The sequence below is a fragment of the Limnohabitans planktonicus II-D5 genome, assembly GCF_001270065.2.
Taxonomy (GTDB): Bacteria; Pseudomonadota; Gammaproteobacteria; order Burkholderiales; family Burkholderiaceae_C; genus Limnohabitans_A; species Limnohabitans_A planktonicus.
Genome location: NZ_LFYT02000003.1, coordinates 85182 through 109709 on the forward strand (window position 1 = coordinate 85182; position 24528 = coordinate 109709).

The window sequence follows — 24528 nt, forward strand, 5'->3', positions numbered from 1 at the left end:
GAACATGTCAACCATCCCGATCACAAAACGCGGCGCTGAAAAACTCAAGGACGAGTTGCATCGCCTCAAAACGGTCGACCGTCCCGGTGTGATTCAAGCCATTGCAGAAGCGCGCGCGCAGGGTGACCTGAGCGAAAACGCAGAGTACGATGCGGCCAAAGACCGTCAAGGCTTCATTGAAGGCCGGATTCAGGAAATCGAAGGCAAGCTGTCGGCCGCGCAGATCATTGACCCAGCGTCGGTGGATGCGGGTGGTCGCGTGGTGTTTGGCACCACCGTCGAACTCGAAGACGAGAGCTCTGGAGAGGCCGTGACCTACCAGATCGTGGGCGAGGACGAAGCCGATTTGAAGCTGGGTTTGATCAACATCAGCAGCCCTATTGCCCGGGCCTTGATCGGCAAGGAAGAGGGCGATGTGGCCGAAGTGCAGGCCCCGGGCGGCGTGCGCCGTTACGAGATCGTGGGCGTGTCTTACGTTTAAGGCAAAACAAAGGCCGCTGTCTAGCGGCCTTTGTAGGTGGTGCCAGCCCGATGCGGGCGCTGTCATTGAAGCCGGAGCTTTCAGTCGTGGCGGCCTTTTTTGACCGATTTTTGTTTGGGTTTGGCACGCTTGATCTGGCCGCCAGCGGCCAGGCGTTGGTTGCCCAGCACACGAACGGTTTTGACCTCGGGGCGCTGTCCGCCACGTGAGCTGTACTTGAGTATCTTGAAGTCGCGTGGTCCGGCTTTGCGGTCCTCGTCGTGCTCTTTGACTTTTTCGGGCTGTGGTCGCCAAAGGATCAGCAGTTTGCCGATGTGCTGGATGGGCGCTGCGTTAAGTTGGTCAGCCAGTTGAGCGAACATGGCTTCGCGTGCAGCGCGGTCATCGCCCAACACGCGGATCTTGATCAGGCCGTGGGCGTTCAGGGCCGCTTCGGTTTCCTTGACGACGGCAGGGGTCAGGCCATCGCCGCCGATCATGACGACCGGATCAAGGTGGTGGGCATCGGCGCGAAAAACTTTGCGCTCGGCAGGTGTAAGTTGTATTTGGGGCATCCCCGTATTATCCCCGCAAGGACGCAAAAGAATGAAAGTCAAAACTAAAAGTAAAAAGGTCAATAAAGCCTGGTTGAATGACCATGTGAATGACACCTATGTGAAACTGGCCCTGAAAGAGGGTTACCGTGCGCGCGCTGCTTACAAATTGAAGGAAATCGACGAAACCCTGGGCCTGATTCGCCCAGGTGATTTGGTTGTTGACCTCGGATCTGCGCCGGGTGCCTGGAGCCAATACCTGCGCCGCCGTTTGTCGCCTGATGGCGCGGCGGTGGGTGAACTCAACGGCAGCATCATCGCCCTGGACATTTTGCCGATGGCCCCTGTGGAAGGGGTGCATTTCATTCAGGGTGATTTCCGTGAAAACGAGGTGGCCGCCCAGTTGGAAGCGGCACTGCAGGGGCGACACGCCGATGTGGTGGTGTCTGATATGGCCCCCAACCTGTCGGGCATTGAATCGTCAGACGCTGCCCGCGTTCAGCATTTGATCGAGTTGGCAGTCGAATTTGCTCAGAACCACATGAAGCCTCAAGGGGCCTTGGTGGTCAAGGTCTTTCATGGCAGTGGCTACAGCCAGATCGTCAAGATGTTCAAAGAGACATTCAAAGTGGTCAAACCCATCAAGCCCAAGTCATCACGCGACAAGTCCTCTGAGACGTTTTTGGTCGGCAGGGGCCTGATTCATGGGGTTTGATGGTGAAAATCCTGCCTTTTCAAGGGCCAAACCCTCATGCTTTTGTCATGAGGGCCTTCCACAGGCCTAGAATGAGAGCAGTCTTTATTTTCGATTGGAGCCTCTCTTGAATAACCCCTGGTTTTCCAAAATTGCCGTTTGGATGGTGATTGCCATGGTGCTGTTCACCTTGTTCAAGCAATTTGACAACCGTGGTGTCGCAGGTGCGAGTGCCGTTGGCTATTCAGATTTTCTCGAAGAGGTTCGCGGTAACCGTATCAAGAGTGCCACCATTTCCGAGAGCCCTGGTGGCACCGAGATTTTGGCCATCACCAACGACGACCGCCGCATCAAAACGACGGCCACTTACCTCGACCGAGGTCTGGTCGGTGACCTGATCAACAGTGGTGTTAAGTTCGACGTCAAGCCCCGCGAGGAGGGCTCCTTGCTCATGACCTTGCTGGTCAGTTGGGGCCCGATGCTCCTCCTGATTGGTGTTTGGGTGTATTTCATGCGCCAGATGCAAGGCGGCGGCAAAGGTGGAGCGTTCAGCTTCGGCAAGTCCAAGGCCCGTATGCTGGACGAAAACAACAACCAGGTCACCTTCGCTGACGTGGCAGGTTGCGACGAGGCCAAAGAGGAAGTCAAGGAGGTTGTGGACTTCCTGAAAGACCCCCAGAAATTCCAGAAACTGGGTGGTCGCATTCCCCGTGGTTTGTTGTTGGTCGGCCCTCCTGGAACGGGTAAAACCCTGCTGGCCAAAGGCATCGCTGGAGAAGCCAAGGTGCCGTTCTTCAGCATCTCTGGTTCCGACTTTGTGGAAATGTTTGTCGGTGTTGGCGCTGCCCGTGTCCGTGACATGTTCGAAAACGCCAAAAAGAACGCCCCTTGCATCATCTTCATTGACGAGATCGACGCGGTCGGTCGTCAGCGTGGCGCTGGCCTGGGCGGTGGTAACGACGAGCGTGAGCAAACCCTCAACCAGATGCTGGTCGAGATGGATGGCTTTGAAACGAATCTGGGTGTGATCGTGGTAGCGGCCACCAACCGCCCTGACATTCTGGACGCTGCCTTACTGCGTCCGGGTCGTTTTGACCGCCAGGTGTACGTGACCTTGCCCGACATCCGTGGTCGTGAGCAGATTTTGAATGTGCACATGCGCAAAGTGCCCATTGGTCAGGACGTCAATGCCGGTGTGATCGCGCGTGGCACGCCTGGCATGAGCGGTGCTGATTTGGCCAACCTGTGCAACGAAGCGGCTTTGATGGCAGCCCGTCGTAACGCCCGTGTGGTCGAGATGGTCGACTTTGAAAAGGCCAAGGACAAAATCCTGATGGGCCCTGAGCGCAAAAGTATGGTCATGCCCGAGCATGAGCGTCGCAACACGGCTTATCACGAAGCGGGTCATGCCTTGATTGGCAAGTTGCTGCCCAAGTGCGATCCAGTCCACAAGGTCACCATCATCCCCCGAGGCCGTGCCCTGGGTGTGACGATGAGCCTGCCTGAGCAAGACCGATACAGTTACGACAAGGAATTCATGCTGAACCAGATCAGCATGCTCTTCGGTGGCCGTATTGCCGAGGAGGTGTTCATGCACCAGATGACCACGGGTGCCAGCAATGACTTCGAGCGGGCCACATCCATCGCCCGTGACATGGTGATGCGTTACGGCATGACTGATGCCCTGGGTCCGATGGTCTATGCCGAGAATGAAGGCGAAGTGTTTTTGGGCCGATCAGTCACCAAGACCACCAACATGAGCGAGTCCACCATGCAAAAAGTGGACATGGAAGTGCGCCGAATCATTGATGAACAGTACAAACTGGCCCGCAGTCTGATCGAAGAGCACAGTGCCCAGATGCATGCCATGGCCAAAGCTTTGCTCGAATGGGAAACCATCGACAAGGACCAGATCGATGACATCATGGCTGGACGTGATCCATTGCCTCCCAAGGACTGGACGCCCCGCACGCCTCCCTCAGGTGGCAATAGCGGTGGCGGTACACCGGGTGTGCAACCGGAGCCAGCCACGACGGCGGCTTGATTTTCAAGTCCGTTGTTCAAAAGAGCGGGGCCTTAGGCCCCGTTTTTCATGGGAAGAACTTTGATGCCATCCACACCCTTGTCGCCGCCATCCGTCAATCACTGGCAAACCTCGCGTTTTGACTTGGAGTTGACGCAGCCTTTGGTGATGGGCATTGTCAATGTCACGCCAGATTCATTTTCCGATGGCGGGCTGCATGCTGAGACCTCACAGGCTCTGCGCCACGCCGAACAACTGCTGCGCGAGGGGGCGGACATCTTGGACATCGGTGCAGAATCCACGCGTCCTGGCGCTGTCGTTGTGCCCTTGGAACAAGAATTGGCACGGCTTGAGCCCTTGTTGCGCGAAGCGGTGCGCTGGCAGGTTCCCATTTCTGTGGACACTTACAAACCCGAAGTGATGCAGGTTTGCCTGGACTGGGGTGTCGACATCGTCAATGACATTTGGGCTTTGCGTCAGCCTGGCGCTCAGCAAGTGGTTGCGGCTCACCCCAGGTGTGGCGTGTGTTTGATGCACATGCACCGGGACCCCCAGACCATGCAAGTTCAACCGATGACGGGTGATGTGTTGTTCGAGGTGGATGCCTTTTTGCGTGACCGTGTGAACGCCTTGCTGGATTTGGGTGTTTCGGCATCCCGAGTTGTGCTGGACCCCGGCATTGGCTTTGGCAAAACCGTAGCGCAGAATTTTCAGATCCTGGCCAGACAATCCGATTTGTTGCACTTGGGTTTTCCGATCTTGGCCGGATGGTCCCGCAAATCTGCCCTGGGGGCCGCACTTGCGCAAGACGGACTGGTGCCAGAACCTGCGCAAAGACAAGTAGCCAGCGTGGCTGCTGCATTGATGGCGGTGGAGCGAGGTGCTTCGGTGCTCAGAGTGCATGACGTCAAGTACACGGTGGATGCTCTCAAAATTTGGCTCGCCATGCATCAGCAAACCAGCGCCTGATCAAACGCAGGGCCTGAAGTCGTCAGTTTTGGAGCTTGTTGGGACGGCTAGAATTCCGGCACTCAATACACAATTCAGGATCATTCAGATGGCACGTCAATATTTCGGGACCGACGGCATTCGTGGCACGGTGGGCCAAAGCCCCATCACGCCCGATTTCATCTTGCGTTTGGCGCATGCCGTGGGCCGTGTATTGAAATCCCAAGAGGCGCACCCCACCGTGTTGATCGGTAAAGACACCCGCATATCCGGTTACATGCTGGAAAGTGCCTTGGAGTCGGGCTTCAATTCTGCGGGGGTGGATGTCGTTTTGTTGGGGCCGGTTCCTACTCCTGCCGTGGCTTACCTGACCCGTGCGCAGCGCGCTTCACTGGGGGTTGTCATCAGTGCAAGTCACAACCCCTTTGCCGACAACGGGATCAAATTTTTCAGCGCTCAAGGTAAAAAGTTGTCAGACACTTGGGAAGAGACCGTGGAAGCGACCTTGCTGGAGGCGCCTGTTTGGGTGGACTCTGCTGCACTGGGTAAAACCCGCCGCTTGGACGATGCAGCAGGCCGGTACATTGAATTTTGCAAGAGCACTTTTTCGAACGACTTGACGCTCAAGGGCCTGAAGATCGTGGTGGATGCTGCGCATGGTGCGGCCTACCAAATCGCCCCGAAGGTCTTTCATGAATTGGGAGCTGAGGTCATCGCCATCGGCTGCTCGCCCGATGGGTTAAATATCAACAAAGAAGTGGGTGCCACGCATCCTGCGGCATTGGTTCAGGCTGTGAAAGACCATCGAGCCGATTACGGCATTGCTTTGGATGGCGATGCCGACCGCCTGCAGTTTGTGGACGCGAGCGGGCGTTTGTTCAATGGCGATGAACTCTTGTATTTGATGGTGGCTGACCGCTTGGCCCGCGACGAAGCCGTACCGGGTGCGGTGGGCACTTTGATGACCAACTTGGCGGTCGAAGTCGCTCTCAAGCAGCGTGGCGTGGAGTTTGTGCGGGCCAAAGTAGGTGACCGCTATGTGCTCGAGGTCTTGCACGACAAAGGCTGGTTGCTGGGGGGCGAGGGCTCTGGCCATTTGTTGGCTCTGGACAAGCACACCACTGGCGATGGTCTGGTCAGTGCCTTGCAAGTGTTGCAGGCTTGTGTGGGCAGCGGCAAGACCATGTCGCAATTGCTGGAGGGCATCACGCTGTTCCCTCAAACCCTCATCAATGTCCGCTTGGCCCCCGGTTTTGACTGGCAAGGTCACCAGCCTTTGTGGGATGCCACACGCAATGCAGAAGCCGAGCTGGGCGATTCGGGTCGGGTCTTGATCCGTGCCAGTGGCACCGAGCCTTTGGTGCGCGTCATGGTCGAGGCACGCGATGCGGTACAAGCGCGCGAATGTGCCCAACGCATCGCAGCGACTCTTTCTTGATGTCTGCCACTTGCCCCTGATGGGCTCATTGTTGGTGTGCGAGTGGACTGGATGCAGGTGTTATCCAGCTTCAGTAGACCAGCCGCTCCGGCTTGATTTCTTGCAAGATGGTGGTCGCAATTTCTTCGATTGACTTGGTTGTTGTCGACAGCCAGCGGATGCCCGAGCGGCGCATCATCGCCTCTGCTTCCGAGACTTCCATGCGGCAGTTTTCAATGCTGGCGTAACGCGAATTGGGGCGCCGTTCGGCGCGTATCTCGGCCAAACGGTCCGGGTGAATGCTCAGGCCGAAAATCTTTTTACGGTGCGGCACCAAAGCCGGTGGCAATTGGCGGCGGTCAAAGTCTTCTGGAATCAAAGGGTAGTTGGCGGCTTTGAGGCCGTGCTGCATGGCCAGGTAAAGGCTGGTGGGGGTTTTTCCGCTGCGGCTCACGCCCACCAATATCACCTCGGCCGACTCCAGATCGCGGTTGGATTGCCCATCGTCATGTGCCAGAGAGAAGTTGATGGCCTCGATCCTGTCGTGGTATTCCTTGCTTTTGCTCACATCCGAAAAGCGACCCACTCGGTGGTGGGATTTGATGCCCAGCTCGTTTTCAAGCGGATTCACAAACGTTCCAAACATGTCCAGCAGCATGCCTTGGCAGTGCTCTTGCAAAACCTTGAGCACATCCATGTTCACCAAGGTGGTGAACACGATGGGTTTCTTGCCTTCTGTTTCGCCCGTGTGGTTGATCTTCCGCACGGCTTGGTGCGCTTTGTCGATGGTGTCGGTGAAGGGCAATCGCACATGTCGGGTTTTCATGTCGAACTGGGCCAGGATGGCGTTGCCAAAAGTCTCTGCCGTGATGCCCGTGCCGTCAGAGACGAAAAAAACAGTGCGTTTTGACATGCTTGTAACTTTTTTCAAATGCGGGGGTCAACAAGACCCCTAAAATGAATCGATTATCCATCGTGGTCAGCTCGGGGTTCCATTCCAAGAACAACAAAAACCCTGACCTGTGACTCTGGAGCCCGGTTTTAACTTTGGAGCTTTGCATGTCTGATCTTTTCAACGAGACCGCTTTGGTCGTTCCCTTTGAGCTTTTGCGCATGACCGATGTCGAGTCGGTCGGCGGCAAAAACGCCAGCTTGGGGGAGATGATTTCCCAGCTGCCTTCGGGCGTGCGCGTGCCCACGGGCTTTGCCACCACCGCCCACGCCTTTCGCCAGTTTTTGGCGTTTGGCGGCCTGACCGAGCGCATCAATGCCCGACTCGATGTGCTGGACACCGAGGACGTGCGCGCTTTGGCTGCAGCAGGTGCCGAAATCCGCGCCATGGTTGAAGCCCAACCTTTCCCGGCCGATCTGGAACAAGCCATCCGCGCAGAATTTGTGCGACTGCAGGGCGGTCATCCCGAGGCCTCATTTGCGGTGCGCTCTTCAGCCACAGCCGAAGATTTGCCCGATGCTTCCTTTGCCGGGCAACAAGAAACCTTCTTGAACGTGGTCGGCATCGACGATGTACTGCACAAGATGAAAGAGGTGTTCGCCTCTTTGTACAACGACCGCGCCATCAGTTACCGCGTGCACAAGGGTTTTGCCCACGCCGATGTGGCCTTGTCGGCGGGGGTGCAGCGCATGGTGCGCTCTGATCTCGGTGCGGCGGGCGTCATGTTCACCATCGACACTGAGTCGGGCTTTGAAGACGTGGTGTTCATCACCTCCAGTTACGGCCTGGGCGAAACGGTGGTGCAGGGCGCGGTGAACCCTGATGAGTTTTATGTGCACAAGCCGATGCTGGCCGCGGGCAAGCGCTGCGTGATCCGCCGCAACCTGGGCTCCAAACTGATCGAGATGGTGTTCGCCACCTCCGAAGAAAAGGCTGCGTCGGGCAAGCTGGTCAAAACCACCGACGTGCCCACCGAACTGCGCAACCGCTACAGCCTGACCGATGACGAGGTCGAGCAATTGGCCCGCTATGCGGTGGTGATCGAACAGCATTACGGCCGCCCCATGGACATCGAGTGGGGCAAAGACGGCACTGACGGCTTGCTCTACATCTTGCAAGCACGCCCCGAGACCGTGAAAAGCCAGGCCAAAGGCACGCCCGAGTTGCGTTACAAGCTCAAAGGCAAAAGCGCCATCCTGGCCGAGGGCAGGGCGATTGGCCAAAAGATCGGCACGGGTCCGGTGCGCTTGGTCCACCACATCAGCGAAATGGACAAGGTCCAGCCTGGCGATGTGCTGGTGACCGACATGACCGACCCGAACTGGGAGCCGGTCATGAAGCGTGCGAGCGCCATTGTCACCAACCGGGGCGGGCGCACCTGCCACGCCGCCATCATTGCCCGCGAGCTGGGCATTCCGGCAGTGGTGGGTTGCGGCAACGCCACCGAACAATTGACGGAGGGTACGCTGGTCACCGTCAGCTGCGCCGAGGGCGATACCGGCCACATTTACGACGGCTTGCTGGAAACCGAGATCAGCGAGATCCAGCGCGGCGTGCTGCCTGAGATCAAGACCAAGATCATGATGAACGTGGGCAACCCCCAGCTGGCCTTTGACTTTGCCCAGCTGCCCAATGCAGGCGTGGGCTTGGCCCGTCTGGAATTCATCATCAACAACAACATTGGCGTGCATCCCAAGGCCATCCTGGACTACCCCGCCATCGACGCCGATCTGAAAAAAGCCGTGGAATCTGTGGCCCGTGGCCACGCTTCTCCCCGAGCTTTTTACGTCGACAAGGTCGCCGAAGGTGTGGCCAGCATCGCGGCTGCTTTCTGGCCCAAGCCGGTCATCGTGCGTTTGTCGGACTTCAAGAGCAACGAATACCGCAAGCTCATTGGCGGCAGCCGTTATGAGCCTGAAGAAGAAAACCCGATGCTGGGTTTCCGTGGTGCAGCACGGTATATCAGCCGCGATTTTGGAGAAGCTTTTGCCATGGAGTGCGAAGCCCTCAAACGCGTTCGCGGTGAGATGGGCCTGACCAATGTTCAGATCATGGTGCCCTTTGTGCGCACCTTGGGCCAAGCCGAAAAGGTCACCCAACTGCTGGCCAGCCAAGGCTTGCGCCGAGGCGAAGAGGGCCTCAAGGTCATCATGATGTGTGAAGTGCCGAGCAATGCCATCCTGGCCGAGCAGTTCCTCGAGTTCTTCGACGGCTTCTCGATTGGCTCGAACGATCTGACGCAGCTGACTTTGGGTCTCGACCGCGATTCGGGCATGGAGCTGCTGGCGGCTGATTTTGACGAACGCGATCCGGCGGTCACGGCCTTGATCGCGCAAGCCATCAAAGCCTGCTTGGCGCAGGGCAAATACATCGGCATTTGCGGTCAGGGCCCCTCGGACCATCCGGACTTTGCGCATTGGTTGATGGACCAGGGCATCAGCTCGATCTCGCTGAACCCGGACACCGTGATCGAGACCTGGACCAATCTGGGCAATTGATGCGGCAACCCAAGCCCTTGCGATGAAATCACCCATGGCAGCCCGTCCCTCTTCGGCCTACCACTGGCGGCTTCACCGCAATGTGCTGATTTACATGGCCATCCTCGTCAGCTTGATGGGGGCCATGGCTTGGGCTGAACGGTGGGGTTTGTCACGCAACCTGATTGGCCCCATCTTTTTGTTCAGCACGGTGATGATGTATGCCTTGATCGGCATTTCCAGCCGCACCACCGACGAAGACGAGTATTACGTGGCCGGTCGGCGCATCCCGGCGATGTACAACGGCATGGCCACGGCAGCGGACTGGATGAGCGCGGCGTCTTTCATCAGTTTGGCGGGGGCGCTCTACCTGCAGGGCTTTTCAGGCAGTGGCCAGCAGCCCGGTGGTTTGGCTTATGTGTTGGGCTGGACAGGGGGGTTTTGTCTGGTCGCTTTGTTGATTGCGCCCCAGTTGCGTGCCATGAAGCTTTATACCTTGCCGGACTATTTCGATCAGCGCTACGGCGGCCGCTGGCCCCGCATCATTGCCGCCTTGGCGTCTGTTTTGTGTTCCTTCACCTATGTGGTGGCGCAGATTTATGGCATTGGCTTGATCGCCTCTCGACTGACGGGTGTTCAGTTCGAAATTGGAATTTTGCTGGGCCTCGGAGGGGTCTTGCTGTGTTCTTTTTTGGGGGGGATGCGCGCTATCACTTGGACTCAGGTGGCGCAATACATCATGCTCTTGCTGGCCTTCATGATTCCAGTGTCGTGGCTCGCTTATAAGCAATTGGGCACCCCCTTGGCCCCCTTGGCCTACGGCAAGCAATTGGCTCAAATTGAGGCCATTGAGCAAAAACTGATCAACGACCCCGCTGAAATCGAAGTTCGGCAAGCCTTTGCTCGTCGTGCCCAAATTTTTGAAGACCGCTTGAAAAATATCGATGGCGCGATGGTGGCTTTGCGTCAAGAGCTGGAAGAAAAAATTCGCCTTCTGAAGGCTCAATCGGCGGATTACTCGGCCATTGCCCAAGCCCGGCGTGAGCTGTTGGCCGTACCTCGCGATGCCGCCACTGCCCGTGATCAGTGGACGAGGGCCATGCACGACAACCGGGAGCGGTCCAAGCCCTTGGGGGGCATGCCCCCGCACGCACAGGCTTTTGCCGGCAATCCTGAAGGTAGCCCAGAAGAGATCAAGTTGTTTGGTGAGTCCCGACTGAACTTTTTGGCCTTGGTCTTTTGTCTCATGGTCGGGACCGCGGGTTTGCCGCATTTGTTGACCCGCTTTTACACAGTGCCCTCGGTGGCCGAGGCACGCACCTCAGTCGCATGGTCCCTGTTTTTCATCGGTTTGCTTTACTTAAGCGTTCCCGCCTTGGCCGTGATGGTCAAGTTCGAGGTGCTCAACAACCTGGTGGGAAGCAGTTTTGAGGACCTGCCCAGCTGGATGGCCCAATGGGCTCGCCTGGATTCGGCGCTCCTGGAGTTTTCCGATGTCAACGGGGACAGGGTTTTGCAACTGGGCGAGCTGAAACTTGGGGCCGACATGGTCATGCTGGCTACGCCCGAGATGGGTGGTATGCCCTTTGTGGTGTCGGGCCTGGTGGCTGCAGGTGGCTTGGCGGCCGCTTTGTCAACGGCTGATGGCTTGCTTTTGACCATCAGCAATGCGCTGGTGCATGACATCGGACCCGGTCGCGAGCACAAACCCAAATCCTCCGAAGGTCGTGTCATTTTGTCCAAATTTGCACTGCTGGCTGTGGCGATGTTGGCAGCCGTGGTGGCTGCTTTCAAGCCTGCCGAAATTTTGGCTTTGGTGTCTACTTCGTTCTCGCTGGCGGCTGCCGCATTTTTCCCCGGTATGGTCTTGGGTATGGTCTGGCGAAAAGTGCATCGCCCCGCGGTGGTGGCTGGCATGCTGGCGGGGTTGGGCGTCACGCTGTACTACATGATGATCAACTCGCCTGGTTTCCGCCACTTTTGGGGTTTGGCTCCCAGTGACGGCTTGTGGTTTGGCATTCAGCCACTGTCGGCCGGTGTTTTCGGTGTGCCAGTTGGTTTTTTGGTGATGGTCGTATTGACCTGCTTGTTGCCCAGTTCATGGGTGATGACATCTGCGCCGCATGCTGCCACAGCTTCTGGTGTCAAGCGCAACTATCTGGGCTCTGAAGTCGAGCTATAATCGCAGGCTTCGCCTTGCCGCACCCCGACCAGACGCTGGGGGCGGCTTTTCCAACCTTTAGGGTTAACCGCAAGGAGTCTCAATGCGTCATTACGAAATCATTTTGCTGATCCATCCCGATCAGTCCGAACAAGTTCCAGCCATGCTGGAGCGTTACAAAGGCATGATCACCGCCGGCGGTGGCAGCATCCACCGTGTCGAAGACTGGGGCCGCCGTCAACTGGCATACCAGATCAACAAGCTTGGCAAAGCGCACTACCTGTGCGTGAACATCGAAGCCGATCAGGCTGTGATGGCGGAGCTCGAGCACGCCTTCAAGTTCAACGACGCCGTGCTGCGTCACCTGACGGTGCTGAAGAAAAAAGCCGACACAGGTCCTTCGTCCATGATGAAGACGGTCGAGCGCGAAGAAGCCCGCAAGTCACAACAAGCCGAATTCGCCGCTTGATGCTGACCTGTTGAGGAGTGAACCGTACCGAACTGAATGCCTGTATTGCCGAGCAAGCCGCTTTGCGATACACCCCCGCCGGTTTGCCTGCTCTCGATTTGATTCTGGAGCATGCCTCTGAAGTAGAAGAGGCTGGGCAAATGCGCAAAGTCCAGTTGAAGCTTCGTGCCTTGGCCATCGGGTCATTGGCCGAAAGACTGGCCAAGCAAGCGGTTGGCAGTGTTTGGACGTTCAAGGGCTTTTTAGCCACCCCTCGACAAGGCAAAAGTGTCGTGTTGCACATTCAAGAGTTTCAGCAAGATTAATTTCAGGAGGCCCCATGGCCACGTTCAAAAAATTCAACAAAGACAAGCGCCCCAAGCGCAACACCCAGTCACTGCTGTTCAAGCGCAAGCGTTTTTGCCGCTTCACAGTGACCGGCGTCGAAGAAATCGACTACAAAGATGTGGACACTCTGCGTGACTTCATCGCCGAAAACGGCAAGATCATTCCCGCACGTCTGACTGGCACCCGTGCCATCTTCCAGCGTCAGCTCAACACCGCCATCAAGCGCGCACGCTTTTTGGCCATGTTGCCCTACACCGACCAGCACAAAGTCTAAGGAGTCCAACCATGCAAATCATTCTGCTCGAAAAGGTTGTGAACCTGGGTAATCTGGGCGATATCGTCAAAGTCAAAGACGGCTACGCACGCAACTTCCTGATCCCCCAAGGCCGCGCACGCCGCGCCACCGAAGCCAACAAGGCCGAGTTCGAAGCTCGCCGCGTTGAATTGGAAAAAGCCGCTGCTGCCAAGTTGGCCGAAGCCCAGGCCCAAGGCGAGAAGCTGTCTGGCCTGGTGGTCAAGCTGTCGCAAAAAGCGGGTGTGGATGGCCGTTTGTTTGGTTCCGTGACCAACCACGACATTGCCGAAGAGCTGAACAAGCAAGGCTATAAACTGGTCAAGTCTCAGATCCGCATGCCTTTGGGCCCCATCAAAACAGTGAGTGATTCCACGGTGTCCGTGGCCTTGCACACCGATGTGGTGGTCGAAGTGACGGTGACGGTCTACGGCGAAACTGCCTGATTGTTGACCACTCATCAAAAAGCCGCCTGGCGAAGAGCTCGGCGGCTTTTTGTTTTTTTGAGTAGCGCCTTTGCATTCCTCTGCGCGTTCTTTTGCACTGCCCACCGTTTATCCACAGGCTTATCCCGTGACGATGTTCAAGAGCGGGGCTACCATTGAGTTTTTCATACTGTCTTAGATGTCTGCTGTATTCACGAACCATTTGAACGAGTTCCCCGCTGATTTGTCGATTGACAGTCAAGTGGCCAAATTGCGGGTGCCTCCACACTCGATTGAAGCAGAGTCCAGTGTCCTGGGAGGATTGTTGCTGGACAACAGCGCTTGGGACAGGGTTGGGGATTTGCTGGTGGATTCGGATTTTTACCGCCATGAGCACAAACTCATCTACACCGCGATTGGGGCGCTGATCAATGCGTCCAAACCAGCGGACGTCATCACGGTCAGCGAGCAGCTGCAAAACCAGGGCAAGTCTGAAGAGATGGGGGGGCTGGGCTATTTGAACTCGTTGGCCCAGTATGTGCCGAGCGCCAGCAATATCCGCCGCTATGCAGAGATCGTGCGTGAGCGCTCCATCTTGCGCAAATTGGTGACCGCCAGCGATGAAATCGCCACCAATGCCTTTAACCCGCAAGGCAAGGCGATTGACCGCATTCTGGATGAAGCCGAACAAAAGATCTTCAACATTGGCGAAGAAGGCTCCCGCATGAAGCAGGGCTTTCAGTCCATGGATACGCTGGTTGTGGAGTTGCTCGACCGCGTTCAGGAGATGGCGGACAACCCCAATGACATCACGGGTGTCCCTACCGGTTTTTATGACCTCGATCGCATGACATCAGGCCTGCAACCAGGCGATATGGTGGTGTTGGCGGCGCGCCCATCCATGGGCAAGACGGCATTTGCGATCAACATTGCAGAACATGTGGCTTTGAACGAAGGTCTGCCTGTTGCTGTGTTTTCCATGGAAATGGGTGCATCCCAGTTGGCTGTGCGTGTCGTGGGCTCGATTGGTCGCGTGGATCAGGGGCATTTGCGCACCGGCAAATTGACCGATGAGGAATGGCCGCGGCTGACCGAAGCCATCGAAAAACTCAGAACGGTGTCCTTGCACATTGACGAAACACCAGGCCTGACCCCATCTGAATTACGCGCCAATGCCAGGCGCCTGGCACGCCAGTGCGGCAAGTTGGGCCTGATCGTGGTGGACTACTTACAACTGATGAGTGGTTCCGGCTCTTCGGGCGGCGATAACCGCGCCACCGAATTGGGCGAAATTTCGCGCGGCTTGAAAATGCTGGCCAAGGAATTGCAATGCCCGGTGATTGCCTTGTCTCAGTTGAACCGAAGCGTGGAGCAGCGCACAGACAAACGCCCGATGATGAGCGATTTGCGTGAATCGGGGGCCATTGAGCAGGATGCAGACATCATCATGTTCATTTACCGCGATGATTACTACAACAAGGATTCGAAAGATCCAGGCGTGGCGGAAATCATCATTGGCAAGCAGCGTAATGGTCCCACGGGAACCGTTCGGCTTGCGTTCCTGAAGAACCTGACGCGCTTTGAAAGCCTCGCATCCGGTGGGCTAGGCAGCGACGATTACTGATCGCCGCCGCCAATCTCTCAGAGTGTTTCGCTGGCGAAATCGGCCAAACGAGAGCGTTCACCCCGAGCCAGCGTGATGTGCCCGCCGTGTGCCCAGCCTTTGAATCGGTCCACCGCATAGGTCAAACCGGACGAGCCTTCGGTCAAGTAGGGTGTGTCAATTTGGGCCAGATTGCCCATGCAGATGATCTTGGTGCCAGGCCCCGCGCGCGTGATCAAGGTTTTCATCTGCTTGGGCGTCAGGTTTTGCGCTTCGTCGATGATCACGTACTTGTTCATGAAGGTGCGGCCGCGCATGAAATTCATGCTCTTGATCTTGATGCGACTCTTGATCAGTTCGTTGGTCGCGGCTCGCCCCCATTCACCCGCATTGCCACCGTCGCCCTTGGCCAAAAACTCCAGGTTGTCGTCCAGAGCGCCCATCCAGGGGCCCATTTTTTCCTCTTCGGTGCCGGGCAGAAAGCCAATGTCTTCGCCCACGCTCACCGTGGCCCGGGTCATGATGATTTCGGTGTAGCGGCGATCATCCAGGACCTGGGTGAGGCCCGCAGCCAGTGCCATCAGTGTTTTGCCTGTTCCGGCGGTTCCTGCCAAGGTGACGAAGTCGATGTCCGGGTCGGTCAGCAAGTTCATCGCGAAGTTCTGTTCGCGATTGCGGGTCGTGACACCCCAAACAGCATTCTTCAAATGGGTGAAATCTTTCAGCGTGCGCAACACCGCTGTCTTGTCTCGAATTTCAGTCACGCGGGCATACAGGCTGGGCTCGCCGGGGGCTTCAAAGTACACAAACTGGTTCATGAACAAGCTGGGCACGATGGGGCCTGAAATTCTGTAAAACGTGCTGGTGCCTTGTTGCCAGCTTTCAACGGTTTTGCCATGCTGGGTCCAGAAATCCGCAGGCAAAGCCAAGGAGCCGGGGTAGAGCAAATCGCCGTCTTCCAGCGTCTTGTCGTTTTGATAGTCTTCGGCCTGCAGGCCCAAAGCGCGGGCCTTGACCCGCATGTTGATGTCTTTGGAGACCAGCACCACCTCGCGCGGGGCGTGCAACTGGCCCAAAGCCTTGACGACGCCCAGAATCTGGTTGTCCGCCTTGCCTTGAGGCAGTGCCAAGGGCAGGCTCAGATCAAGCGCTTGTGTCTGAAAGAACAACTGTCCCAGCGCGTCGCTGTAACCTGTGGTGTTCAAGGGCGAACCTTTGCCCAGATCGGCGCCTTGGGCACAAGCCAGTGCATCCAATGATCGACTGGCCTGACGGGCATTGCGGGCCACTTCGGTCATGCCTTTTTTGTGACCATCGAGCTCTTCCAGCACGATCATCGGCAAAAACACGTCGTGCTCTTCAAAACGGAACAGGCTCATCGGGTCATGCATCAACACATTGGTGTCGAGCACAAAAAGCTTGGTGGGGCCGTTTCTGCGCTTGGGTTTGCTCGTGGGGGCTGCGGGTTTTGTGGTCTTGGGGCTCGAGCGAACGGGCGCTGGGGCAGGTGAGGGCAGGGCGCTTGGGCGCTTTTCGACGGCAGCTGTGTTGGCTTGCACTTTGCGAGGCGTGGTGGCTGTCTGGGTGCTGCGGGTTTTGGCCGGGGTCACTTGCGCTGTTTTTGTGAGCAGTTTGGGATCTGCAGGCTGTGCATCGAAAGCCTTGGGGGACAAGCGACTGGCGCGTTGGGCTGGGGCGGGTGGCAATGGCATGAACAAAAGCCTCTTCAAAAAAAGTGGGGGGCGGGTTGGTGCAGAAAAAAGAAAAGCCGCCTGGGTTTCCAAGCGGCTTTTGGCAGATGTGAGGGGCTGAACTTCAGCGGCATGGAACCATTATGCATGAGCCCCATGACATCTCATTCTCATGAATTTCCAATGCCGCTTAGCCTGCCTTCTTGAGGTCATTGACCGCTTGGAGCACTTCCTCGACATGGCCGGGCACTTTCAGGCCGCGCCATTCTTGCTTCAAGGTGCCATCGGCACCAATCAGAAAAGTGCTGCGCTCAATGCCTTTGACTTTCTTGCCATACATGATCTTGTTTTTGACCACACCGAACATGTGGCACATTTTTTCTTCGGTATCGGCAATCAGCTCGAAAGGCAGTTCCAGCTTGGCTTTGAAGTCGTCGTGAGACTTCATATTGTCTCGGGAGACCCCCAGCACCATGGCACCAGCTTTGACAAAATCCTTGTATTTGTCGCGGAACTGCATGGCTTCTGTGGTGCAACCTGGTGTGTTGTCTTTGGGGTAGAAAAACAAAACTACAGTTTGACCGACATGAGAGATGTTCGAAACTTTCAGGCCGCTTGTAGCGTTCGCTTCAAATTCTGGGAGGGGTTTGTTTAGAACGATCGCCATAAAACTCTGATCTCGCTTGACTGTTTGAGCTTAGTCCACTGGGTGTGTCCTATCGCTGCACTTGAAGCCCGTAAGCCTCGACAACCTTCTATTTTACTCTGAAGCCACGTCCACCGACTCACCGAACACCGCTTTGCGCGTGCGTGTGGATAAATGCATGCTTTAAGTTTCGATGAGCAAAAGGGCGGTGACTTTTCGCCCTTCACTGGCCAGGATGTTGTAAGTGCGACAAGCAGCCGCTGTGTCCATGGTTTCTACGCCGATGCCCAAGCAAATCAATGGGGCCAGCCATTCGGGCTTCGGAAAGCGCAGTTTGGTGCCGCTGCCAAAAATCACCAATTCGGCACCAGTGGTGTCGGCATGCGCGAAATCTTGATCGCTCAGCGTGTCGAAGTGCTGAGCAGACCAAGGACCTGGGGGGGTGTTGGGCAGGCTGCTCACGCGCATGGCTTGCGTGAATTTTTGGCCGTTCACTTCAATCCAGCCTTCGCCATAGGCATTGATGGTGGGCGCATTCGATTTGTCGGGTTGGAGTTTCATGTCGCGATGTGGCTGTGGTAATGGACTGCGCGCAACATCAGCATGTTGTGCGTGCCGTTGCGGCTGAAATGTGCTTGAAATGTGGTCAAATTATAGGTTTTCCCCAACGCACCCGCCTTTGGAGGCACTTTGAAGCCCATTCAGAAATCTGCCAAGCTCGCCAACGTTTGTTATGACATTCGCGGACCCATCATGGACCGAGCGCGTCAGATGGAAGAAGACGGCCACAAGATCATCAAACTGAACATCGGCAACCTGGCGGTTTTTGGCTTCGATGCCCCTGAAGAAATTCAGCAAGACATGATCCGTAACCTGCCCAATTCGGCGGGTTACTCGGACAGCAAAGGCATATTTGCCGCCCGCAAAGCCGTGATGCACGAGACCCAGAAACAAGGCATTTTGGGTGTCACGCTGGATGACATTTACCTGGGCAACGGGGCCAGCGAATTGATCGTGATGGCCACCAACGGTTTGTTGGACGATGGCGACGAGTTGCTCTTGCCATCGCCCGATTACCCGCTGTGGACAGCGGCGGCCAGTTTGTCGGGCGGCACGCCCGTGCATTACCGCTGTGACGAGGCCAATGGCTGGATGCCTGATTTGGACGACATCCGTGCCAAGGTCACACCGCGCACCAAGGGCATTGTGGTCATCAACCCCAACAACCCCACGGGAGCCTTGTACGCCGATGAGTTGCTCAAGGGCATTGTGGCGATTGCGCGTGAGCATGGCCTGGTGATTTTTGCCGACGAGGTGTATGACAAGGTCTTGTACGACGGCGTCAAGCACACGCCCTTGGCCAGTTTGTCGCAAGACGTGGTGACCTTGACCTTCAACTCCTTGTCCAAAAGCTATCGCTCCTGCGGTTACCGTGCGGGGTGGATGGTGATTTCGGGCGACAAGAAAAGAGCCCGCGATTACATCGAGGGCCTGAACATGCTGTCGAACATGCGTTTGTGCGCCAACGTGCCGGGCCAATGGGCCATTCAAACGGCGCTGGGTGGGCACCAGAGCATCAATGAATTGGTGTGCGAGGGGGGGCGCTTGCGCAAGCAGCGCGATTTGGCGCACCAACTGATCTCGGCGATCCCGGGTGTCAGCTGCGTCAAACCTCGTGCGGCTTTGTACATGTTCCCCAAGCTCGACCCCCACATTTACCCGGTGCAAGATGACCAGGATTTCTTTTTGCAACTGCTGGAAGAAACCAAGGTCATGCTGGTCCAAGGTACGGGCTTCAACTGGCCCGATGCCGACCATTTTCGCATCGTGTTTTTGCCGCATGAAGACGACTTGCGCGAGGCGATTGCCCGTGTCGCCCGTTTTCTGGAGGGGGCGCGCAAACGTTTTGGCACCGAAGCCGTTTTGGCCTGAATTCAATCCCTGCCCGAGTCTTTCGGGCGCATTGCAGTAAAGAAGATAAAAATGAAACCGATCAAAGTGGGCCTCTTGGGCATGGGCACTGTGGGCAGCGGCACTTTCAATGTGCTCAAGCGCAACCAGGAAGAAATCCAGCGCCGTGCAGGCCGTGGCATTGAAATCACCATGGTGGCCGATCTGGACGTGGCGCGGGCCCAAGCCCTGGTGGGCGAGGGCGTTCAGGTGGTGGGCGATGCCCGCGCGGTGATTGCCAACCCCGAGATCGATATCGTCATTGAGTTGATTGGTGGTTACGGCATTGCCAAAGCACTGGTGATGGAGGCCATTGCCGCAGGCAAGCATGTGGTTACTGCCAACAAGGCCTTGCTGGCGGTGCATGGCACCGAAATTTTTGCAGCCGCTCAGGCCAAGGGCGTGATGGTGGCTTTCGAAGCGGCCGTGGCAGGCGGCATTCCAATCATCAAGGCGCTGCGCGAAGGCTTGACGGCCAACAGCATCCAGTGGGTTGCGGGCATCATCAACGGCACCACCAACTTCATCTTGTCCGAGATGCGCGACAAGGGCCTTGACTTTGGTGTGGTGCTCAAGGAAGCCCAGCGACTGGGTTATGCCGAAGCCGATCCGACCTTTGACATCGAAGGCGTGGACGCCGCGCACAAAGTGACCCTGATGAGCGCGATCGCCTTTGGCATTCCGGTGCAGTTTGACAAAGCCTATGTCGAAGGCATCACCAAGTTGGGCGCAGCCGACATCAAGTACGCCGAGCAGTTGGGCTACCGCATCAAGCTTTTGGGCATCACCAAGCGTACCGCGCAAGGCATTGAGTTGCGCGTGCACCCCAGCCTGGTGCCGACCCAGCGTTTGATTGCCAACGTCGAAGGCGCGATGAACGCCGTGATGGTGCAAGGCGATGCCGTGGGCACGACCTTGTATTACGGCAAAGGCGCAGGCTCTGAGCCCACCGCCAGCGCCGTGATCGCCGATTTGGTGGACATCACCCGTTTGCACACCGCCGATCCGCTCAACCGCGTGCCGCATCTGGCTTTCCAGCCGGGGGCCATGAGCAACTTGGCCGTATTGCCGATGGCCGAAGTCGTGACCAGCTATTACCTGCGTTTGCGCGTGGCCGATCAAGCGGGCGTGCTGGCCAAGCTGACCGGTTTGCTGGCCGATGCGGGCATCAGCATCGACGCGGTCTTGCAGCGTGAGGCCGATCAGGTCAGCCAAGCGGGTGAAAACCAGACCGATGTGATCATCCTGACCCACGACACGCGTGAAGGCACTCTGAACGAGGTGTTGGCCCAGATGCAAGCCTTGCCCACCGTGATGGCACCCATCGTCCGCATTCGCAAGGAAGAGTTGAACTGATGCGTTATCTGTCCACCCGTGGTCATGCTGACCGCAAACAATTTTGTGAAATCTTGCTCGAAGGCCTGGCGCCCGACGGCGGCTTGTACCTGCCCGAAAGTTACCCCCAGCTGGATGCCGCCAGGCTCCAGGCGCTGCGTCAGGTCTGGCAAAGCCGTGGCTATGCGGGCCTGGCGTTTGAAGTGCTGTCGCTCTACATCGACGACATTCCTGCCGCCGACCTGAAAGCGCTGTGCGAGAAAACCTACACCGAAGCGGTGTTTGGCACCCCGCAAATCGTCCCCCTCAAGCCCTTGCAGGCCGCGGGTCACGCACGGCCCGAGATGTTCCTGGAAGCCTTGTCCAATGGCCCCACCTTGGCCTTCAAGGACATGGCCATGCAGTTGTTGGGCAACTTGTTCGAGTACGAACTGGCTCGCCGGGGCGAAGAGCTGAACATTTTGGGCGCGACATCCGGCGACACCGGCAGCGCGGCCGAATACGCCATGCGCGGCAAGGCCGGTGTGCGCGTCTTCATGACCAGCCCGAACGGGCGCATGAGCCCCTTCCAGCAAGCGCAGATGTTCAGCCTGCTCGACGAGAACATCCACAACATCGCCATCGACGGCGTGTTCGACGACTGCCAGGACATCGTCAAGGCCGTCTCCAACGATCTGGATTTCAAGCGCCAATACAAAATCGGCACGGTGAACTCCATCAATTGGGCGCGTTTGCTGGCCCAGGTGGTGTATTACTTTGCAGGTTACTTCCAGGCCACCCAAAGCAACGACCAGAAAGTCAGCTTCACGGTGCCCAGCGGTAACTTTGGCAATGTGTGTGCAGGTCATGTGGCCCGCATGATGGGTTTGCCGATTGACCGCTTGGTGGTGGCCACCAACGAAAACGATGTGCTTGACGAGTTTTTCCGCACCGGCGTTTACCGCGTGCGCGGCACGGCCGACACGCATGAAACCTCCAGCCCCTCCATGGACATTTCCAAGGCCAGCAACTTCGAGCGCTTTGTGTTTGACTTGCTGGAGCGCGATGGCGACCAAACCAAAGCGATTTTTGGCGAAGGTTTGAGCCGCCAAGGCTTCTTCGATTTGTCGGGCGACCCACGCTTTGCCCAAGCCGCCACCACCTATGGTTTCGACAGCGGTCGCAGCACCCACGCCGACCGACTTCAAACGATTCAACAAGTGTTTGCCGCTTACGGCATGATGATCGACACCCATACAGCCGACGGTGTGAAGGTGGCCAAAGAGCACCTGAATCCACAGGTACCCATGATCGTTCTGGAAACAGCCTTGCCCATCAAGTTTGCGTCGACCATTGTCGAGGCGCTGGGCCGTGAGCCTGTGCGGCCGCCGCAGTTTGAAGGCATTGAGCAATTGCCCAAACGGGTCCAGGTCATGCCCGCCGATGTGGCGCAGATCAAGTCCTACATTGCCCAACATTGCGATTGACCCCCCCACATGAGCACGGCACGTTCTCCCTTGATGCCCCTGGACCAGGCCCTGCAGACGCTGCTGGCCCAGATTGAGCCGCTGCCTGGCTCGCAAGAGGTGGCCACGTTCGATGCGGATGGTCGTGTCTTGGCCCGCGATGTGGTGTCGAGCTTGCAGGTGCCCGCTTTTGACAATTCGTCGATGGATGGCTATGCCGTGCGCAGTGCGGACATCGCCCAGGTGGGTGATCAACTGCAGGTCACGCAGCGCATTCCCGCCGGGCACCACGGCCAGGCTTTGCAGCCCGGACAAGCTGCACGCATCTTCACGGGGGCACCAGTTCCTGCAGGGGCCGATGCCATCGTGATGCAAGAACAAGCCGAAGTGGTGTCTGACGAGGTGCAGCCCTGGGTTCGGTTCATGGTCAAGCCAGAAGCCGGGCAATGGATTCGCCAAAGCGGTGAAGACATCCGCCAGGGGGAAACGGCCCTGCGGCGGGGACAAAAACTGGGGCCTGCCGAGCTGGGTTTGGCGGCCAGTTTGGGTCTGGCCCATCTGCAGGTGATGCCGCGTCCGCGAGTGGCCCTGTTTTCCACCGGTGATGAGCTGGTGATGCCTGGGGATGTGCCGCCAGACCAGATGCCTGCGGGGTCCATTTACAACTCCAACCGCTTTTTCTTGCGGGCTTTGTTGCACCGATTCGGTTGCGAAGTCAGCGATCTGGGCATTGTGGCCGACCGCCGTGATGCGACGGTGGCTGCCCTGAAAACAGCTGCCGACCACCATGACTTGATCCTGACCAGCGGCGGTGTGTCGGTGGGTGAAGAAGATCACGTCAAACCGGCTGTGCAATCCCTGGGCGCCCTGGCGCTTTGGCAAATCGGCATGAAGCCCGGCAAACCTTTTGCCTATGGCCACATCAACCGTGCCACCACCCCTGGTGCGGCACATTTTGTGGGTTTGCCCGGCAATCCGGTGTCCAGTTACATGACCTTTTTGTTGCTCGTCAGGCCCTTGATTTTGAAGTTGCAGGGTGTTGATCAACTCACCCCCCCTTGCCTGAAATTGCCTGCCCACTTTGAACTGCCCAAGGCAGACAAACGCCGAGAGTTTTTGCGTGCTCGCCGCAACGCGCAAGGTGGCCTGGATCTGTTTCCCAACCAAAGCTCTGGGGTGCTGACGTCCGTGGTCTGGGGTGACGGTGTGGTGGATAACCCTGCAGGGCAGACCATTGCACGGGGTGATCTGGTCGATTTTTGGCCTTTTTCGGAGTGGTTGGCATGAAAGTTCAAGTGCGTTACTTTGCCTCGCTGCGTGAAAGCATTGGGCATGCCTCGGAGGGCGTGCACACCGAAAGCCTCGATGTGGCGGCGTTGCGCGCCGAATTGATCGCCCGTGGTGGTGCTTATGCGCAATGTCTGGCGCTCGGGCGGCCCGTGCGCGTGGCGGTCAATCAGGTCATGGCCCAAGAGCACACCGCTTTGACTGCTGAATGCGAAGTGGGTTTTTTCCCGCCCGTCACTGGAGGCTGAAGCCATGACATCACGCGTGTCTATCCAAACCGAAGACTTTGATGTCTCTGCCGAGCTGAGCACTTTGCGTGGACAAGACCTGCGCGTGGGCGCGGTGTGCAGCTTTGTGGGTACGGTGCGCGATACACGCGCCTTGACGGGCGCAGCGCACGATGAAGTGCAGGCCATGGAGCTGGAGCATTACCCGGGCATGACCGAAAAGTCGATCGAGGCCATGATTGAAGAAGCGCACCGCCGTTTTGATTTTTATGCCGCTCGGGTGGTGCACCGCGTGGGGCGTTTGTTGCCTGCCGATCAGATTGTGCTGGTGGCGGTGACTTCTGCGCACCGTGGCGAGAGTTTCAAGGCCTGTGAGTTTCTGATGGACTACCTCAAGACCCAGGCACCATTTTGGAAAAAAGAACAAACCCCGCAAGGCGCGCAGTGGGTCGATGCGCGTGTCTCGGACGATGCTGCACTGGCACGCTGGGGCATTGAGGCGACCAACGCCTGATATTCACGCCTCAATGGGTGTAACGCGGTGGGGCAGCGGCCTCGCTGGGGGCGGCTTCAGCAGGGGCTGCGGCCGGTGCAGCCGTGTAGCCCCAATCTGCTTTCACCAATGCTTGCTGGATCAGGTGAATCAGTCCGTGCACCAAAGACGCTTGCAAGTTCAGCTGGCAAGACTTGACGGGGGCGTCAGGGACTTTTTCCTGAAAATTGATCGACAGCCCGCCACCCGCTTGCAAATTCAATTGCGCGTCGGTGATCAGCAAGGGCTCATCGCCCAGGGGCAATTGCTGGGCCTTGGCTTCAAAGGGCGTTGAAAAATCTGCCTTTTGCAAAAAAGCGTCGCGTTTGAGTTCGGTCAGCATTTGCTTGGCTGCCGGGTCGGCCGCTGCCACACCGGGCTGCGCGGCTTCCAACCGAACCACCGACTGGTCGATGGCGGGCATCAAGCGTGAGCACATCCGCCGAGTCAGCCAGAACCTGAACTCCTGGCTGTCTTGGGTGTTCAGTCGCAAAAGCAGCCGATCCTGGCGCTCTTCATAAGTGACGGAAAGTTGGTGAATGTTCATGAGCTTGATTTTAGGCAAACTCCAAAGCGTGTTGTGGCCTTGAAAATGTCCTGCATCCCCCAAGTT

The 24528-nt window shown here is 57.3% G+C and carries 24 protein-coding genes; 18 read left to right on the forward strand and 6 right to left on the reverse strand.

The window, feature by feature from the left end:
* Positions 1-4: 4 nt before the first annotated feature.
* Positions 5-481: a transcription elongation factor GreA gene (gene greA / locus H663_RS23455; protein ID WP_053176598.1), complete on the forward strand. Its 477-nt coding sequence runs from the start codon at positions 5-7 to the stop codon at positions 479-481.
* Positions 482-561: 80 nt separating this feature from the next.
* Here the strand turns inward: greA and H663_RS23460 are convergent, their stop codons facing one another.
* On the reverse strand, positions 562-1035 hold the full coding sequence (locus tag H663_RS23460; RefSeq protein WP_053176593.1) for a YhbY family RNA-binding protein: 474 nt from the start codon (positions 1033-1035) through the stop codon (positions 562-564).
* A gap of 31 nt (positions 1036-1066) precedes the next feature.
* Between H663_RS23460 and H663_RS23465 the strand changes: the two genes are divergently transcribed.
* The 4 genes from H663_RS23465 (at position 1067) to glmM (ending at position 6117) form a co-directional block, all read left to right on the forward strand.
* Positions 1067-1729, forward strand: a complete 663-nt coding sequence (locus H663_RS23465) for an RlmE family RNA methyltransferase (protein ID WP_053176591.1) — start codon at positions 1067-1069, stop codon at positions 1727-1729.
* Positions 1730-1835: 106 nt separating this feature from the next.
* Entirely contained in the window at positions 1836-3752 is a 1917-nt protein-coding gene (gene ftsH, locus H663_RS23470; RefSeq protein ID WP_053176589.1) for an ATP-dependent zinc metalloprotease FtsH, read from the forward strand.
* A gap of 63 nt (positions 3753-3815) precedes the next feature.
* The gene (gene folP, locus H663_RS23475) at positions 3816-4700 is read left to right on the forward strand and encodes a dihydropteroate synthase (RefSeq protein WP_053176587.1); all 885 of its coding nucleotides are present in this window, start codon (positions 3816-3818) and stop codon (positions 4698-4700) included.
* Positions 4701-4788: 88 nt separating this feature from the next.
* Positions 4789-6117, forward strand: coding sequence for a phosphoglucosamine mutase (gene glmM, locus H663_RS23480; RefSeq protein WP_053176580.1), 1329 nt, complete (start codon positions 4789-4791; stop codon positions 6115-6117).
* Between the two features lie 70 nt (positions 6118-6187).
* Here glmM and ppsR read toward each other — a convergent pair whose 3' ends face one another.
* Positions 6188-7009: a posphoenolpyruvate synthetase regulatory kinase/phosphorylase PpsR gene (gene ppsR / locus H663_RS23485; RefSeq protein ID WP_053176579.1), complete on the reverse strand. Its 822-nt coding sequence runs from the start codon at positions 7007-7009 to the stop codon at positions 6188-6190.
* Positions 7010-7155: 146 nt separating this feature from the next.
* Between ppsR and ppsA the strand changes: the two genes are divergently transcribed.
* From ppsA to dnaB, 7 genes are all read left to right on the forward strand, one after another.
* On the forward strand, positions 7156-9546 hold the full coding sequence (gene ppsA / locus H663_RS23490; protein WP_053176577.1) for a phosphoenolpyruvate synthase: 2391 nt from the start codon (positions 7156-7158) through the stop codon (positions 9544-9546).
* A gap of 34 nt (positions 9547-9580) precedes the next feature.
* Positions 9581-11707 (forward strand): VC_2705 family sodium/solute symporter, encoded by a 2127-nt coding sequence (locus H663_RS23495; RefSeq protein ID WP_240620345.1) that lies wholly within the window; start codon positions 9581-9583, stop codon positions 11705-11707.
* 82 nt (positions 11708-11789) lie between these two features.
* Complete coding sequence (gene rpsF / locus H663_RS23500) at positions 11790-12155, forward strand: 30S ribosomal protein S6 (RefSeq protein WP_053176575.1); 366 nt, start codon at positions 11790-11792, stop codon at positions 12153-12155.
* A gap of 17 nt (positions 12156-12172) precedes the next feature.
* On the forward strand, positions 12173-12460 hold the full coding sequence (priB, locus tag H663_RS23505; RefSeq protein ID WP_053176574.1) for a primosomal replication protein N: 288 nt from the start codon (positions 12173-12175) through the stop codon (positions 12458-12460).
* Positions 12461-12474: 14 nt separating this feature from the next.
* Positions 12475-12756 (forward strand): 30S ribosomal protein S18, encoded by a 282-nt coding sequence (gene rpsR, locus H663_RS23510; protein ID WP_019427495.1) that lies wholly within the window; start codon positions 12475-12477, stop codon positions 12754-12756.
* 11 nt (positions 12757-12767) lie between these two features.
* Positions 12768-13220, forward strand: a complete 453-nt coding sequence (gene rplI, locus H663_RS23515) for a 50S ribosomal protein L9 (RefSeq protein ID WP_053176573.1) — start codon at positions 12768-12770, stop codon at positions 13218-13220.
* A 178-nt stretch (positions 13221-13398) separates the two neighbouring features.
* The gene (gene dnaB / locus H663_RS23520) at positions 13399-14823 is read left to right on the forward strand and encodes a replicative DNA helicase (RefSeq protein ID WP_053176572.1); all 1425 of its coding nucleotides are present in this window, start codon (positions 13399-13401) and stop codon (positions 14821-14823) included.
* Positions 14824-14840: 17 nt separating this feature from the next.
* Here the strand turns inward: dnaB and H663_RS23525 are convergent, their stop codons facing one another.
* The 3 genes from H663_RS23525 to H663_RS23535 form a co-directional block, all read right to left on the reverse strand.
* Positions 14841-16514, reverse strand: coding sequence for a PhoH family protein (locus tag H663_RS23525; RefSeq protein WP_053176571.1), 1674 nt, complete (start codon positions 16512-16514; stop codon positions 14841-14843).
* Positions 16515-16683: 169 nt separating this feature from the next.
* A complete protein-coding gene (locus tag H663_RS23530) occupies positions 16684-17160 on the reverse strand; it encodes a peroxiredoxin (protein ID WP_053176570.1) in 477 nt (158 codons plus the stop codon).
* A gap of 162 nt (positions 17161-17322) precedes the next feature.
* On the reverse strand, positions 17323-17700 hold the full coding sequence (locus tag H663_RS23535) for an Mth938-like domain-containing protein (RefSeq protein ID WP_053176568.1): 378 nt from the start codon (positions 17698-17700) through the stop codon (positions 17323-17325).
* A gap of 129 nt (positions 17701-17829) precedes the next feature.
* Here H663_RS23535 and H663_RS23540 point away from each other — a divergent pair, with 129 nt between their 5' ends.
* From H663_RS23540 to H663_RS23565, 6 genes are read left to right on the forward strand one after another with little or no spacing between them, the layout of a single operon-like run.
* Positions 17830-19071 (forward strand): pyridoxal phosphate-dependent aminotransferase, encoded by a 1242-nt coding sequence (locus H663_RS23540; protein WP_053176566.1) that lies wholly within the window; start codon positions 17830-17832, stop codon positions 19069-19071.
* A 51-nt stretch (positions 19072-19122) separates the two neighbouring features.
* Entirely contained in the window at positions 19123-20445 is a 1323-nt protein-coding gene (locus H663_RS23545) for a homoserine dehydrogenase (RefSeq protein WP_053176564.1), read from the forward strand.
* Positions 20445-21890, forward strand: a complete 1446-nt coding sequence (gene thrC, locus H663_RS23550; RefSeq protein ID WP_053176562.1) for a threonine synthase — start codon at positions 20445-20447, stop codon at positions 21888-21890. The genes H663_RS23545 and thrC overlap by 1 nt, the downstream gene beginning before the upstream one ends.
* A gap of 9 nt (positions 21891-21899) precedes the next feature.
* On the forward strand, positions 21900-23156 hold the full coding sequence (locus H663_RS23555) for a molybdopterin molybdotransferase MoeA (RefSeq protein WP_053176559.1): 1257 nt from the start codon (positions 21900-21902) through the stop codon (positions 23154-23156).
* Complete coding sequence (locus H663_RS23560) at positions 23153-23404, forward strand: MoaD/ThiS family protein (protein ID WP_053176558.1); 252 nt, start codon at positions 23153-23155, stop codon at positions 23402-23404. Before H663_RS23555 ends, H663_RS23560 begins: the two co-directional genes overlap by 4 nt.
* A gap of 4 nt (positions 23405-23408) precedes the next feature.
* On the forward strand, positions 23409-23897 hold the full coding sequence (locus H663_RS23565) for a molybdenum cofactor biosynthesis protein MoaE (RefSeq protein WP_053176555.1): 489 nt from the start codon (positions 23409-23411) through the stop codon (positions 23895-23897).
* Positions 23898-23907: 10 nt separating this feature from the next.
* Here the strand turns inward: H663_RS23565 and H663_RS23570 are convergent, their stop codons facing one another.
* Complete coding sequence (locus H663_RS23570) at positions 23908-24462, reverse strand: hypothetical protein (protein ID WP_053176550.1); 555 nt, start codon at positions 24460-24462, stop codon at positions 23908-23910.
* Positions 24463-24528 lie beyond the last annotated feature (66 nt).